At 53.1% G+C, this 15044-nt stretch carries 10 protein-coding genes; 2 read left to right on the top strand and 8 right to left on the bottom strand.

Features of this window, described 5'->3' with window-relative positions; genetic code table 11:
• Positions 1–2 precede the first annotated feature (2 nt).
• From ACYUJT_RS22730 to ACYUJT_RS22705, 6 genes are all read right to left on the bottom strand, one after another.
• A complete protein-coding gene (locus tag ACYUJT_RS22730; RefSeq protein WP_460326656.1) occupies positions 3–989 on the bottom strand; it encodes a substrate-binding domain-containing protein in 987 nt (328 codons plus the stop codon).
• Entirely contained in the window at positions 961–2868 is a 1908-nt protein-coding gene (locus ACYUJT_RS22725) for a cache domain-containing sensor histidine kinase (RefSeq protein WP_460326653.1), read from the bottom strand. Before ACYUJT_RS22725 ends, ACYUJT_RS22730 begins: the two co-directional genes overlap by 29 nt.
• On the bottom strand, positions 2869–4491 hold the full coding sequence (locus ACYUJT_RS22720; protein ID WP_460326651.1) for a response regulator: 1623 nt from the start codon (positions 4489–4491) through the stop codon (positions 2869–2871).
• Positions 4492–4660: 169 nt separating this feature from the next.
• On the bottom strand, positions 4661–5716 hold the full coding sequence (locus tag ACYUJT_RS22715; protein ID WP_460326649.1) for a substrate-binding domain-containing protein: 1056 nt from the start codon (positions 5714–5716) through the stop codon (positions 4661–4663).
• A 37-nt stretch (positions 5717–5753) separates the two neighbouring features.
• A complete protein-coding gene (locus ACYUJT_RS22710; RefSeq protein WP_460326647.1) occupies positions 5754–6743 on the bottom strand; it encodes an ABC transporter permease in 990 nt (329 codons plus the stop codon).
• Between the two features lie 148 nt (positions 6744–6891).
• The gene (locus tag ACYUJT_RS22705; RefSeq protein ID WP_460326645.1) at positions 6892–8406 is read right to left on the bottom strand and encodes a sugar ABC transporter ATP-binding protein; all 1515 of its coding nucleotides are present in this window, start codon (positions 8404–8406) and stop codon (positions 6892–6894) included.
• 217 nt (positions 8407–8623) lie between these two features.
• Here ACYUJT_RS22705 and ACYUJT_RS22700 point away from each other — a divergent pair, with 217 nt between their 5' ends.
• Positions 8624–9784: a serine hydrolase domain-containing protein gene (locus ACYUJT_RS22700; RefSeq protein WP_460326643.1), complete on the top strand. Its 1161-nt coding sequence runs from the start codon at positions 8624–8626 to the stop codon at positions 9782–9784.
• Between the two features lie 132 nt (positions 9785–9916).
• On the opposite strand, the gene ACYUJT_RS22695 is transcribed toward ACYUJT_RS22700, so the two are convergent.
• Positions 9917–11713, bottom strand: coding sequence for an acid phosphatase (locus ACYUJT_RS22695; RefSeq protein WP_460326641.1), 1797 nt, complete (start codon positions 11711–11713; stop codon positions 9917–9919).
• 262 nt (positions 11714–11975) lie between these two features.
• Here ACYUJT_RS22695 and ACYUJT_RS22690 point away from each other — a divergent pair, with 262 nt between their 5' ends.
• On the top strand, positions 11976–12947 hold the full coding sequence (locus ACYUJT_RS22690; RefSeq protein WP_460326639.1) for a bile acid:sodium symporter family protein: 972 nt from the start codon (positions 11976–11978) through the stop codon (positions 12945–12947).
• 405 nt (positions 12948–13352) lie between these two features.
• Here the strand turns inward: ACYUJT_RS22690 and ACYUJT_RS22685 are convergent, their stop codons facing one another.
• Complete coding sequence (locus tag ACYUJT_RS22685) at positions 13353–15017, bottom strand: MGH1-like glycoside hydrolase domain-containing protein (RefSeq protein WP_460326637.1); 1665 nt, start codon at positions 15015–15017, stop codon at positions 13353–13355.
• Positions 15018–15044: the final 27 nt, after the last annotated feature.

Genomic DNA, 15044 nt, shown 5'->3' with positions numbered 1-15044 from the left:
ATCTACGGCCCATCTCCCACAAAAGGAAACAGCAGCTTCTGATGCTCCTGGAAATACATATTTTGCTTCGTGATCACGACTGAACCCGTATCGATTACCTTATCCACTTTGCGGCCTTGGACGACATCAACAGCGGTTTTCACAGCTAAATATCCCATATTAAACGGCCTTTGGACAACCGTCGCCTGGAGCACACCCTTTTCTAAAAAGATGACTTCATCCCTAGAGCTGTCAAAACCGATCAGTTTCACCTGCCGGTCGCCCTCCAGCTCGGCGATCGCCTGCGCAGCTCCGACAGCCGAAGGCTCGTTAAGGGCCACGATGCCGCTCAGCTCCGGCTCCGTTTGCAGCAATTCCCGCGCGATTTCATACGCGCGTTCTCTCAGTGAGCCGCTATAACTGCTCGCCAGCACGGATACCTGGGGATAGCCTTGCAGCGTATTACGGACTCCCCGTTCGCGGTCCCACGCCGCTTCCGAGCCGCGGACGGTATTAATTATCCCTATGCGGCCTTCCCCGCTGATCGCCTTAGCCATCATGACGCCTGCCTGCTCGCCCGCCGCATAATTGTCCGTCCCGATAAAGCTTGCGGACTGTCCTCCCACAAGCCCCGAGTCGACGGTTACCAGCTTGATTCCTGCGTCCTTCAGTTCTCCCGCTGCTGGCAGAAGCAGCTGCTGGTCGGTAGCAGCCAGAATGACCGCATCCGGCTTCTCAACGAGTGCTTCGTGCAGGATCGCGATCTGTCCTTCGCTATCGCTTTCCGTCGTGGTGCCCTTCACGACAATCCGAACGCCGTATTCCTCCGCTGCCGCTGCGGCGCCCTGCTGAGCCGCTACCCAAAATTCAACGGTGGAATCCAGCGACTTCGGCACATACCAGACCGTCATCGTACGGGGAGACATATAACGGTTCATGTAGCTAAACGCTCCAAACAGCACAGCAGCCAGCATGGCACAGTTAACCACAATCCATATCCGTCCCCGCATGGGATTCCCTCCTTTCATTCAATTCCGGAATACGAAGCGACACCGTCGTACCCTCCTCAAGCTCGCTCTCCACCGAGAGCCCGTATTTACGGCCAAAATGCAGCTGCACGCGGTGATTCACATTGAACAGCCCGACGCCACCAGCACTGTGACCTTGCTCTTGTTCCTTCAGCAGTGCTGCAAGTTCCATTCCTCCCTGAAATGCATCCGGCATGTCATTTGCAAACTGATGCTGGAATTGCGTCTGAGACTGAGATTGAAGCTTCATCACTAATCGCTTCTGCTGCTCCGGGGTCATCCCCAGCCCGTTATCGCTGACGGCCAGATCGATTCCATCTGCCGTTCGCCGCCCACGAACGGTAATGTGACCCCGATCTTCCATACTCCGGATGCCGTGGTAAATCGCATTCTCTACCAGCGGCTGAAGCACAAGCTTAATCGTCAGGCAACCGAGAATCGCCGGATCGATGTCAAGGGAATAAGTAAACTTGTCCCGATAACGGATCGTCTGGATCGTCAGGTAATTTTGCACATGCTCCAGCTCCGCGCGGATCGAAACAAGCTCCTCTCCGCGGCTGATGCTGGAACGCAGCAGCTTGGAGAGCGCCGAGGTCATGGTGACTACCTCTGCTGATTTATCCATTTCCGCCATCCAAATAATCGAATCGAGCGTATTGTACAGGAAATGTGGCTGAATCTGCGCCTGAAGCGCTTTGAGCTCGCTGACCCGCTTCTCCTCCTGCTCCTGCATAAGCTGGTTCACGAGCTGCTTGATCTTCGCGGCCATCAGGTTGAAAGTTCTGGCCAGACGGCCGATCTCGTTGATGCCGGTAATCTCGACCCTCACGTCGAAGTTGCCTGTCTCCAGCTTTTTCATCTGCCGGCCCAGATTTTTCACCGGTTCCGTCAATTTCAGCGACAACAGCAGCGATACGCCTAGAGCAAAAACTAAGGATATGCCGCCCCATAAAAAAGAGGTGTTCTGAATCTGCCCCTTGTTTCCCGCCAGCTCTTCAGGGTCGTTGACGCCGACGATTTTCCAGCCGAATACGGAGTTCCGCACCGTATACAACTTGGCAACTCCGTCGTTCTCCGCCTCGAAGGCAGCGTCCCCGGACGCGAGAATCGCCTCGATCGGCTCAGATTTTAGTCCCGAGTAAATCAGCTGCTGCTGCGGATGATAGACGAAGCTTCCGTCCGGCGCTACAATGAACACGTAACCGCGGCTGCCCATTTGCAGCGATTTCCCAAGGTCGTTGATGACATTGTAGTTCAAATCGACGAGCAATACGCCCCCGGCTGTTTGGCCTGCCGTATCGGGTCCGATTTGCCGGCAAATCGAAACGACCCAGCGGTATTCCCCCTGAAACAGATGCTGCACCCGAGAGGAAGTGATGACCTCGCGTCCTTTCGCCTCCTGGGCCGACGCATACCATTCCTGGCGGGTCAGCTCTCCATAATCCTTCAGCCCAGGCCGATTCCGGTCGGACACTACAGCACCGTTGCTGCCGACAAACAAGATCGCGGCGATATCCTGCCTCGATTCCGCGACCACCCGAAAAAAATCGGCCGTGCGCGCAGCATAATCCCGCCCCTCTTCTCCATCCGGATCGCTTGAGTACATCAGAGCCTGCAGATCGCCATTTTGTCTCGCCATGTCGGAAATACTGGTCATATTCCCTACATAAGTTGTTATATTCGTATTGACCTGCTCGATCAGCTTGGCCGAGTAACGGCTGGAATTTTGCTTCACTGCTTCCGAAGACAGCAGGAACGTATTAAGCGTCAGCACCGCCGTCGTGCACACGATCAAGCAGGAAAACGCCACCGCGATTTCGGTGCGAATGCTCCTGAACCGGAATCCTCCCCATTTCGCCATCTAAGCTCTCCCCTTCAGCGAAGCCCGATATTCCTTCGAAGTAAGACCAGTCATCCGCTTAAAAATGACGCTGAAATACTGCGGGTCCGCGTAACCGACTTTTGCTGCGATGTCATACGTTTTATGGCGGGTCAGAGCCAGCAGCTCCTTAGCCTTGTCGATGCGCAGGCGGGTAACGTACTCCACAAATGTACAGCCGGCATGCTGCTTGAACAAGGCGCTGAAATAGCTGGTACTGAGAAACACGTGCTGGCATACCTGAGCCAGAGAAAGCTCCGGGTCGCTGAAATGGTCGTGAATGTAAGATACCGCCCGGCTCATTTGCTGCTGGCTGAGGCCTTCGCGCCGCTCGGATAGAAACTGGATTACCTGGCGGCAGTTATGATCCAGCCAGCCCTGCAAATCGTCCAAGGTTTGAAGCGGCGGTATTTTGGAAAACGGATCCTCCCCGAACAGCTCCTCGTCATCGAACCCGGCATCCGAAATCATATTGATCAGCACCGCGAGGAGGCGATGTGCGGAGGCATAACAGCGACGTGGCGGCGAGGCGGCAAGCCTTAATTGGTTAAAACCTTCCTCCAGCGTTTCGGACACGAGATCGGCATTGCCCGTCTTGAGGGCGGCGGTGAGCTTTTTTTCAAATTCGCTGTATTCCGGACGTCTCTCCGGCTTGCCATACTCAACATCCTGAATCGACAGCACCCGGCCTCGCCCATGTAAAAAGCGGTACTCTAGCGCCGAGGAAGCCTCCTTATAGGATTGCTTCAGCTCGCTTCTAAGGTGACAAATTCGTCCGATCCCAATCGAAACAGAGCTTCTTAAATAATTCTCAGCCGCATATCTCGCCTGCTCTGCTGCCGACTGTGCCGCCGTTTCCAGCTCATCCAGCTCCCCGCAGAGCACTAGCCCGATTTTGTCGTCACGGGTTCGAAACGCCGCTCCGCCCCTTTCCTTGGCAAAGATCTCCTCGAAAATGTTGAAAATCGCAAACCGATTCAACTCCCCGTAATCCGGGTCTTCAGCTATAGCTTCGGCAGAGGTCCGATCTCCGTTCTCGTCGAGGTCGGCGACCAAGGAAATATACGCCGGACCGGCCAGGCCGAGCTGAAAATAATGCAGCTTGTTCATGATCTCCGTCTCACTCAGCGAGGAGGTAACCATCCTCTCCAGAAACCGCTCCCGCAGCAGCGGCAGGCTCTCGTTCAGCCGCAGACGCAGCAGGCTCAAATCTTCCCGTTTGGCCCGCTCCTCATCCAGCTCTCGCTTCATTTTCCGCAAAAAGCCGGTAAGTTCGCTGAGGTTGACTGGTTTTAGCAAATAATCATGCACTTTCAGCTTGATTGCCTGCTGGGCGTACTCGAAGTGCTCATGCCCCGTCACAATCACGATGCGGATATCCCGATAACGGGAAACCACGTTTCGCGCCAACTGCAGCCCATCCATGAACGGCATGCAAATGTCGGTGATAATGACATCAGGGCGCAGCAGCTCCACCGCCTCCAAGGCGTCTCTACCGTTGCAATAGTCTCCCGCCAGCTCAAAACCGCAGGTGCTCCAGTCCGTCTTCAGCCGAATTCCTTCCCTGACTTCATCTTCATCATCCACAACGATCAGTTTGTACACGTCGCTTCCCTCCTTGGCCTATTTGCACGGAAGATGCATCCGGCTCGCTTCCACTGATATTCGGCAGCGCTTACAATTCTCCCTGTTCCAGTCAGAGCGCAAACGGGATATAACCTCACATAGGAGGCCATATCCCGTATGGTTGCATCCGCAAAAAAAATATTTCTGCCTAATCGTACAAGAGAGGCTTGATCTCCTCCGCGTCGATGTTCGATTGATCGTACCAATGATATCCCGTATCAATGTTTTGCTCTACCGTTTCGCCGCGAATAGCCATGACCGCTACCTTCACGGTCCAGTAACCGATCCCGATCGGATCCTGGGTTACCGCCCCGGCCATTGTTCCCTCCCGTACGGCGTCCGTCTGCAGCTTGCCGGAATCAAAGCCGACGATCGTGATTTTGCCGCCCTTTCCTAGCTCGTTAACCGCATTTACGATGCCGATCGCAGAACCCTCGTTTGAACCGAAAATCCCCTTCAGGCCGGGATGAGCTTGCATGACGGCCTTCGCCAGGTCGGTCGATTTCAACTGATCCCCGCCGCCGTACTGCACATCGACGATCGTAATCTTCGGGTACTTCTCCTTGATCCGTTCCATGAATCCATCACGGCGATCCACACCGGTACGGCTCGTTTGGTCGTGAACGATGAGGGCAATCTCTCCTTCTTCCCCGATCAGTTCGGCCATTTTGTCCGCGGCCAGCCCGGCTGCCGCTTTATTGTCAGTAGCCGCCGTCGCTACAGGAACATCGCTGTCGACCCCGGAGTCAAAGCCGATGACCGGAATGCCTGCCGACTTGGCTTTCTCCAGCAGTTGGAAGGCCGCTTGGCTGTCCAGTGCCGCGAGGCCGATCGCATCAGGCTTCTTGTCCAGCGCGGCCTGCAGCATTTCGATCTGCTTATCGACCTGCGATTCATTCTCCGGTCCCTCGAACGTGATCTGCACGTCGAACTCCGCCGCTGCCTTCTCCGCCCCCTGCTTCACCGCCTGCCAGAACTGGTGCTGAAACCCTTTGGATATGAGCGGAATGTACAATTTGCCGGCCGTGCTGGCTTTGCCGTCGGAGCCTGGAGAACTGCCTAAGTTCCCGCCGCCTGCATTTCCTCCCGTACTGCTTGCGTTCCCTCCACTGCCGCTATGTTTACCTACCTCGCCGCAAGCGCTGAGCACCATGACTGTCACTACCAGCATAACGATCGCCATCACCCAATTGCGTCTTTTCATTTCCTTTCTCCCCTTTGCTTCATTTATAGAAAATGAACTATTTTTTGCGCCGCCTTAAAATATCGGCGTAGACCGCCATAATAACGACCGCGCCTACGATGACGGTCTGCCACTCCTGCGGCACGGATAAGATGCGCAGCCCATTCGTCAATACGCTCATAATAAGCGCTCCGATGACAGTGCCCAGAATCGAGCCCTGCCCGCCGCTAAGCGAGGTTCCCCCAATCACGACTGCGGCGATCGCTTCCAGCTCGTAGCCTGAGCCAAGCGAAGGCTGGGCGGAGCTCAGCCGCGAAGCCATCATGATACCGGCAATCCCGGCAAAGAGCCCTGTAATTACATAAATGACGATTTTCCAGAAAACCACGTTGACCCCAGAAAGGCGAGTTGCCTCTTCATTGCTGCCAAGCGCAAAATTATACCGGCCGATAATCGTCTTGGAGAGCACAATGCTCGCGAGTACAGCCAAGCCAAAAAAGATAAATACCGCTGACGGGATGCCGAATAGCGTTGCCATGGAAATCCGGGAGAACCCGGGAGTATCATTGAAATAGATCGGTTTGGCCCCGGATACGACCAGCGACAGCCCTTTGGTAACCATCATCATCCCGAGCGTAGCGATAAACGGCGGAATGCTCATTTTCGTAACGAGCCAGCCGCTGATGAAGCCGCAGGCCGCGCCAGTCAAAATCCCGCCCAGAATCCCTAAAGGGATCGGCAGGTTCCAGAAAGTGACGATCACCCCGACCATCACGGAAGAGAACGTCATCACCGTACCGACAGAAAGGTCGATTCCTCCGGTAATAATGACAAAGGTAGAGCCGAGCGCCAGCACGCCGATGACCGCAGTCGAGAGCATGATTCCGATCAGATTGTCAAAACGGAAGAAATTATCGGATGATAACGAAAATACGACAACGAGCAAAATCAGACTGGCGAAGGCCAGTATTTTTTGCGCGGCTCCGGCCTTGAGCAGCGCCGGCTTTGGCCTCGCCGCCCGGATCGCCGTTTCTTCAAGTTCAGCCATGGTTTGAGCCCTCCCAAAAGTTTTGCGGAGCATTACTTCTTCGAATTTACTTCGTAACAAAACTTGCATCGGAAGCATACGCTTAGTTTTGTGGAGCATTACTTCTTCGAATTTATATCGCAACAAAACTTGCTTCGGAAGCATGCGCTTAGTTTTGTGATCCCCCCCGCATCGTGGCGAATTTCATGATCGCCTCTTGCGTCGCCTCCTCCCGGGTGAGTTCCCCGGTAATTCGGCCTTCGCACATGACCAGCACGCGATGGCTCATCCGCAGCACCTCCGGCAGCTCCGACGAAATCATGATGATCGACTTCCCCTGCTGTGCCAAATCATCCAGCAGCTTGTAAATCTCGGCTTTCGCCCCGACGTCGATGCCGCGTGTAGGTTCGTCGATCATCAGAATGTCGCAGTCGCGCGTCAGCCATTTGGCGATGACTACCTTTTGCTGGTTTCCCCCCGACAGGAACTTCACGATTTGGCTCACTCCGGGAGTCTTAATCTTCAGCTCAGCGGAGCGGGCCTCCGCATCTTTACGGATCGCTTCCCTCTTCATCCAGCCGAAGCCTCTTCGATATTTCCGCAGTGCAGCGATGGCTATATTGCTCTTTACATCCATATCGACCAACAGCCCATAGCGCTTGCGGTCCTCGGACAAATAACCGATGCCTTGCTTAACAGCATCTGCCGGACTTTTTAACCGCACTCTTTTCCCATGTACATAAATCTCTCCCCCTTCTGGCGTCTCTGCACCAAAAATAGCCCGGGCCACCTCGGTTCTCCCCGCTCCCATCAAACCCGCAAAGCCGAGTATCTCCCCCTTCTTCAAATGAAAGCTAATGTTCCTTACGGCTTTGCCGCGGCTGAGATTTTTCACTTCCAAAACCTTCTCGCTGCTCACTTGAGCGATGTTATCCGGTTGGGATGTCACATAAATTTGTCTGCCTACCATCATCGCGATAATGTCGTCGATTTCGACCTCGGATGTGGTTACGGTATCTACGTAACAACCGTCGCGCATCACGGTGATTCTGTCGGTAATTTCCTTTAATTCGTCCATCCGGTGCGAAATGTAGACGATACCCACCCCTCTAGCCCGCAGCCGCCGAATCGTGTGGAACAGATCCTCGATCTCCCGATCCGTTAAAGCTGCCGTAGGTTCATCCATAATTAGCACCTCTGAATGATAGGAAAGCGCTTTCGAAATTTCTACCATTTGCTGCATGGCCACCGTCAATCCAGCCACCTTCGCCGCGGGTTCAAGCTTGACGTTCAATTGTGCAAACAAGGCGCTGGCCCGTTCGTTCAGCATCCGCTCGTTTAAGAGCAATCCCCGATATTTCCTCGGCTCACGCCCGATGAATATATTTTGCGCGACCGTCAGATCGGGCATCAGCTGCAGCTCCTGATGAATGATGCTGATGCCTAGCTCACGAGCCGTCCTCGTATCTGGGATGTCTGTGCTGCTTCCTTTATAGAGAATAGTACCCGCGTCTTTTTGGTAAACGCCTGTCAGAATTTTCATCAGCGTCGACTTGCCCGCCCCGTTCTCGCCAACCAGCGCATGAACCTCTCCAGCCCTCAGTTCGAAATGGCATTGGTTCAATGCCCGAACGCCTGGGAACTGCTTATCAATCTCTTTCATCGAGACCAGAACATTCTCCACCCGCTTCACCTCGCTTGAATTGTTGTCACGAACAGTTTATATGCAGCCGCCGTGAATTAGAGTGGAATAATCTACTGAAAAACATTTAAAATTTTATGATTCAAAAATTGGGGGTTTGCCCCAAAAGTGCTATTTGCAGTATGATGATTTTATTCACGGATACATGAACTTTTTTTAAGGATACGATGATTAAAATCAATGGATCGGAGGCTTTAATATGAGAGATTTTCGGTATCTGGACGCATTGCTGAACGGCTTCACGAAGAAGAATCTTGCTGGCTGTGCCTGCGCTGTAGCAAGACATGGGGAAATTTTGTATGAAGGCTATCACGGTTACGCCAATGTAAGCAAGGAAATCCCGATATCTGACGAAACGGTGTTCCGGTTGTTCTCCATGACAAAAGTCGTCGTATGTACCGCAGCCATGATGCTCTTTGAAAGAGGACATTTTCTCCTGAATGAGCCGCTGCATGAATACATTCCCGAATATAAAAATCCGCAGGTCGTCAAAACCAATCCGAATGGCGAAATCTATATTGAGGCCGCCAAAAACCCGATTCTGATCAAAGACGCGTTCTGCATGACCGCAGGAATTCCTTACCCCATCGGGGAATCCGAATCGGCTAGGCAGCTAAGAGATCTGCAGCAGAAACTAAAGGATGAGCATGGAAAATACAGCTTGCTCACCGAGGCTAAATCAGTGGCCCAGGTTCCGCTGGCCTTCGAGCCGGGCACGCAGTGGCTTTACGGATATGGGCACGACTTGGTTGGCGCCTTGATCGAAGTCATCTCCGGTAAGAAGCTGGGGCAATTTTTGCAGGAAGAGCTGTTCGAGCCGCTGGGAATGGCCAGCACCGGATACCGTTACCGCGATGACATCGAGGAGCGGATGGCCTCCTGTTATAGCCCCACGGCAGAGGGAACTCTGCAGGAGGTTTCCGGCTGGCTCGATGATCGGCATCAGGCAGACGCGGTTTATGAAGGCGGTGGGGTCGGACTCTATTCCACCCTGAAAGACTATCTGGCCTTCACACAAATGCTAGCCAACGGCGGGGTTTGGAACGGGGAGCGAATCATTGGGCGGAAGACGATCGACTTGATGCGCACCAATCACTTGAACGACAAGCAGTTAGCTGATTTCCGCAATTCCTATCATGCCGGTTATGGCTACGGGCTTGGCGTCAGAACGATGATGGATCCGGCAGCCGGCCATTCCAACAGCTCCATCGGTGAATTCGGCTGGACCGGTGCCGCGGGTACCTGGACGTCCATCGATCCGAGCGAAGGCTTCTCGGTAGTGTACATGCATCAATTGTTCCCTAACATGGAGGAGCATCACCACCTTCGCGTCCGCGCAGCGGCTTATGGCAGCTTGTAACCCAATACAGCAGCAGAATAGAGCGTAATGATAGATTATTTTAAATGCATAAAGCCAATCTACAGGGTTGAGAAGACCGTAGATTGGCTTTTTCCAGTTTCGCTATGAACGATATCTGAAAGGCACGAAAGGCTACTTGCCCGAATGAACCTTCAATTGAACGCTATAGCCGTTGTAGATCGCCTGAGCTTTATAGCCACTCGGCAAACCGGCGGTTTCTACCGATGCAAACTCTCCATTTTTATCCGGACTACCGTCCGTAATGATCGTGATGACGCCCTTAGGCACGTATCCATTCGCAAAATTTACACGCAGCTTTCCTCCGTACGACGCGCTTCCCTTAATCCGCAACCCGTCATTTGGGCCGTCGAGGTGAAGCTCCAGTGTTCCTTGCTCAGACTGCTTGAAGCTTCCCCCGATCGTCAGCTTACCAGAAGCATTAGCAACGACGAGATTGCCTCCCTGATTCAGAACGTCCCCGATACCGAAGGCCGTTTCCGATTCGCCAACGAGCGTCCCTCCGTCGATCCGTGTTCCTCCAGAATAGACATTTCTGCCATCCAGCTTTAATGTGCCTGTCCCTTTCTTGATCAGCCTGCCTGTGCCAGAGATGTCATTGCGCCAGCGATCTTCTGCGTGAAAACCGCCTTGCGTGGAATCCATTGTTACCGTAACGTCTCCTGTAAATGCGCCGTATCCATCCGCAGCCGCAAAGAGATTGAGACGTCCCCAGCCTTCTTCGTCATCCAGCACGGGATAGCCGGAAGGGAGTACCGTCGTAGCCAGCACCCAGCGGCGCTGTATATCATCAAGGTATGGCAATCGCGTCTCAAGCAGCACCTCCGCTCCTTTCGGAACGACGGCCGGTTTGTCCGTTGACCCTGCCTGTGGAAAATCATAAGTCAACCGCTTCGTAAAATCCTGCTTGTTCGCGGCATAATCGCTGAAATGATCTGCGGCGGCCCCCGTATGAGCGAGCAAAATATTGTGCGCCTCCTCGTAGGCCGCCTTCTTCAGGCTGCTGTTGGACGGATCATTCAGAATCGCGGCGGCCAGCGCCGTCGCCATAACCCGCCCTCCCATTACATCGAACGGCGAGTGCATGCCCGCGACAATGCGATTGTGCCCAAGCTCCGAAGCGCGGGTAAGCAGCTCCTGGTAACGCTCCGGCACAGCATACGCCATCGCAAACGCCGTCAAGTACGCGGCATTGGTATGTCCGCTAGGATACCCGCCATCATTGCTGGGATCGGAATTTTGGGCAGGCACAAGAGTCGGCAGGACGGATACCCCATCGCTCCAGCGGAAAGGCCGGGCGTAATTGTAGAAGCTCTTGGACGGATTCGTCGATGAGTAAGTGCCGCGCAATGTATTCACCAAGTTAACCATGTTGCCCAGGGATGATTCAGCGTTGCCTGAATTCGTCCCTTCGTCTTCGTATTTTTTCGTCGTAGCATCAGCCGGAATATTTTTAATGGTCGTTGTAGCCCCCGCTTTAACGCGATAAATATCGGTAAGGGGGCCCAACCCTTCAATGACGCTGTAGCTTTGCTTGCGGCGGTCATCATAATAGGCGGCTTCCGCCTCTTCAGCCGTCCGGTTGGCAGTAATTTCGACGACCTTTTGGATATTGGCGTCCAACAGCGCATCGTTCAATTTGCTTCCCGTATCCCAGTTGTCCCCGGGAGCCCAAAGCTTATGATATTCCGACAGCACCCCGATCGCGGGGTTTGAAACGGCCGATAAATGATCTTTATCATTATTTTTGTAATGGTCCACGAAGTAACCCCATGACGGCTTCGGGGGGGATACCGATTCCGGGATTACAGCGGCGGTTGCTGCTGCTCCTCCGCCAAGACTCCCTGAGAGCATACATACGGCCAAGGACACAATGATTCGTTTTTTGTTCGACGGCATCAACTTGAACATAATTCTCCTCCTGCTGGCATGAATTCAAGATTTATACAAAAATATGTATATATCAACCGTAACTTACGATTGTCATGGTAGAGTCCCAGATATGTCATTAAACTATTAAATTTATTCCGAAATCAAGACAGCATTTCTGTTTAAACATCCTCTTCTTTCCTTTAATATTAAAGGTGGGCCAACTGCTTCGCCTTGTTCGGCAGCTGCCCATTTTGAACTTAACAACCCACCCTACTAGCTGATGAAAAGGACGTAATAAACCATGCTGCATTCCATCAACCGACGGCTGAACCGCTTGATGCCTTTAATCACTCCGGTGAGCATCATCATTGGTCTCATTTGCGGCAGCCGCCTATCTTCATTTACTTATTTATCCCCATGGCTGTTCGCATTCATGACATTTGCCGGAAGCATCAGCCTTGGTTTTAAAGATTTTATGAATGTACTCAAGAAGCCCCTGCCATTGATCGTATGCCTGTTCATCCTGCATCTGGCAATGCCTTTAATTGCGATGGGCTTCGGCCATTTTTTATATCCGGGAGACATTCATATGATAACCGGTCTTATACTCGCTGCCAGCATTCCGACAGGGGTCAGCAGTTTTGTATGGGTCAGCATGTATAAAGGAAACATAGCCCTGACGCTATCGATTATTTTGATCGACACGATGCTGGCTCCCTTCCTTGTTCCCGGCATTCTATCTCTCCTCGTTGGCACAGATGTGCAATTGGATGTGTTCGACATGATGAGCAGCCTGTTCTGGATGATCGTCGTCCCTTCGCTAATTGGCATGATTCTTAATGAATGGAGCAAAGGAGCGGTCGCTCCAGTATGGGGACCAAGGTTGAACCCGTTCTCCAAACTCACGATGGCCGCCATTGTGGCCATTAACGGCTCAGTCGTCGCTCCCTATCTCACGGATATCAGCCTGCATTTAGCAGGTCTGGCCATCGTCATCGTGGTCCTTGCTTCTACCGGCTATTTGCTCGGACTAGGCTTCTCCAGGCTGATGGGCTGGAATTATGCCGACAAAGTCGCGCTCATCTTCAATGGCGGCATGCGCAATATTAGTGCGGGAGCCGTGCTGGCTGTTACCTACTTCCCCGCCCCCGTTGCCGTTCCGGTCGTACTTGGCATGGTATTCCAGCAAATGCTCGCATCGCTCGTCGGCTACTTGCTGGGCCGCCGCGTCCCGATAGATCAACAGCAATCGAACGCAGCTTCAACCTCTTAAACATCCGTACCGAATTCAGTTTCCTTACGCTTGACCGCTAAACCAGCCTTTGTAAAAACATATAAGAACCCGCGCGATTGCACGGGTTCTTATATTGTGAAGTCAACGGACAGACGATCCGCTATTTGCTGTTGTTGCGCGAAATTAGCTAGGCAACGGACACAGAATGCGCTATTTGAGCAAATTGGGCATCGAACTCTTTGATTTTACGCGAATAAGGCCCGCTATGTCCGTTAGCTGCGGATAAAACAGCTTTTTTGCGAAATAACGGAACTAAGGTCCGTAAGAGAATTCATTTGAAACAAAATTACTTTTTTGATATCGAAATCCGGCGTAGACTAACCGGCTCAGCACCTCAATCCCAACTTAGAGTTCAATCACATTACTAGACAATCCGCCCAACGACTATCGATACGTCGGCATAACGATGCCGATGCTGCTCACCGTCTCGAAGCCGCCTCCCGTAAATGCTTGCTGTTCATTCCCCTTAACCGCAATCGGGTAAGCTTTTCCTTCGACTCGCACCATACCCTCTACCGAAGCCACGCTCATTCCAATAACCTTCATCAACTGACCATTACGATCGGTCACAATTCTCGTGCCATATGGGAATCGAATATAGGCTTCCCCGTCCCGGTATATAGCCGAGCCCTCGCGCGTATTGACCAGCTCGAACCTCGTACCGTCAACGATTCGCGAATAAGCCGTCTCGTTCGAGACTTCCTCCCCATGATCCATCGGGTACGGAACAAGCCCCGTAAACCACAGTTCATCATCTGCTGTCGGCAGGATTCCGCACATGCGTTCCACGAAGTCAAGCACGCATAAAATCGACGGAGAGTAAGTATCCGTATAACCCTCCGCACCTGTCCACGGACTTAAAGTTTGCGGGAAACGCGTCATTCTTGCCATCGCCGACATAATCGGCTGCATCATCCAAATCAATTCCACGTATCGCTCGTGGTACTCAAACGCATGCGCTGTACGAATCAGCGTCAGGAAATTCGTCGTCCCGGCCCAGCTGTTATAGGCGGAGGACGGATCGAACCGGGGATCATCCATCGCTACCGAGGTTAGAGGATATTTGGCGAAAAATTTGCCCGTGTTCAGTAAATAACGCCTCAGCGCCTTATCGAACAGCGCTCGATCCCCTGTCTCGCAGGCCAATACCCTCAGCAATACATCGGACTGAACGCGGACGAACTCCCCGTTCCGATCCACATCATAGAAGAATTCGTCCATTTCGTCGAAGCAGTGCCCGAACAAGCTTTGCTCGCTCTGCTTCGCCTTCGCTTCCCATGCCACCCCCTCCGCATCCGCTCTCAATTCCCGCGCCATCCTGGCCAAATATTTACGCTGACAATATACGTTGGCCGTCAAATCAGGCGCCAGGAATGGAAGGATGGGCGAGTCTGGGTTATACTGCCGGGCATCGTCCAAATGAGCGGAATCCGGAACATGCCAGAAGCGCGGGGACAGATCATGGCCGGTATCAAACGTGCAGAATGCTTCCACGCAACCGGTGCCCCGAGTGTTCCGATACCGAACGAGCCATTCGTCAAAACGGGCCATGGCGGTGTACATTTCCTTCAGGAAAGCTTGATCTGTTTTATCCCGCTTATTCAGCATATTGTGATTCCATACGCTTCTGGCCAGCGGAGTTACCATCTGAATTTGCCTGTAGGCCGGCCCCTGCTCTGTTATTTTATAGGGCATTTGGCCGTCGTCTCTTTGATATTCGGCGAACAAGCGGAACGTAGCCTCTGCCACACCAGGCACGAACCGCGACAGCAGCTCAGCATTGATCGTTCCCGTGCTCTCCAGCCAAGTTCCCGGGTAGGCCCCGCCTTCATGCAGGACAGGAGCGCCCCCGCGGGACGCGACAATGCAATCCAGCAGCTTGCGGACTGCGGAGTAATAGACACCCTCGAATCGTTCCGAGGAGGACGCAAACTTGACACCCGAGCGCTGCCATTCCTCAAGCACCGAACCGTGAGAATTTTGCTTCGCCTCCCCGATCAGCGTCACTGCGTCCATATCCCGCAGCTTTGTCAATAAGCTTTCGTTCAATCTTATCAGCCTCTTTGCAATGTAGTC

The organism is Paenibacillus sp. YSY-4.3 (assembly GCF_054767475.1).
Note: the sequence above shows the minus strand (reverse complement) of the source record. Positions and strands in the feature narration are given on the sequence as shown.

What these genes read in the sequence shown, in the direction of transcription:
- ACYUJT_RS22725 (WP_460326653.1), bottom strand. Translation starts at nt 2,868, where the DNA reads ATGGCGAAATGGGGAGGATTCCGGTTCAGGAGCATTCGCACCGAAATC.
- ACYUJT_RS22690 (WP_460326639.1), top strand. Translation starts at nt 11,976, where the DNA reads ATGCTGCATTCCATCAACCGACGGCTGAACCGCTTGATGCCTTTAATC.
- ACYUJT_RS22730 (WP_460326656.1), bottom strand. Translation starts at nt 989, where the DNA reads ATGCGGGGACGGATATGGATTGTGGTTAACTGTGCCATGCTGGCTGCT.
- ACYUJT_RS22695 (WP_460326641.1), bottom strand. Translation starts at nt 11,713, where the DNA reads ATGTTCAAGTTGATGCCGTCGAACAAAAAACGAATCATTGTGTCCTTG.
- ACYUJT_RS22715 (WP_460326649.1), bottom strand. Translation starts at nt 5,716, where the DNA reads ATGAAAAGACGCAATTGGGTGATGGCGATCGTTATGCTGGTAGTGACA.
- ACYUJT_RS22700 (WP_460326643.1), top strand. Translation starts at nt 8,624, where the DNA reads ATGAGAGATTTTCGGTATCTGGACGCATTGCTGAACGGCTTCACGAAG.
- ACYUJT_RS22710 (WP_460326647.1), bottom strand. Translation starts at nt 6,743, where the DNA reads ATGGCTGAACTTGAAGAAACGGCGATCCGGGCGGCGAGGCCAAAGCCG.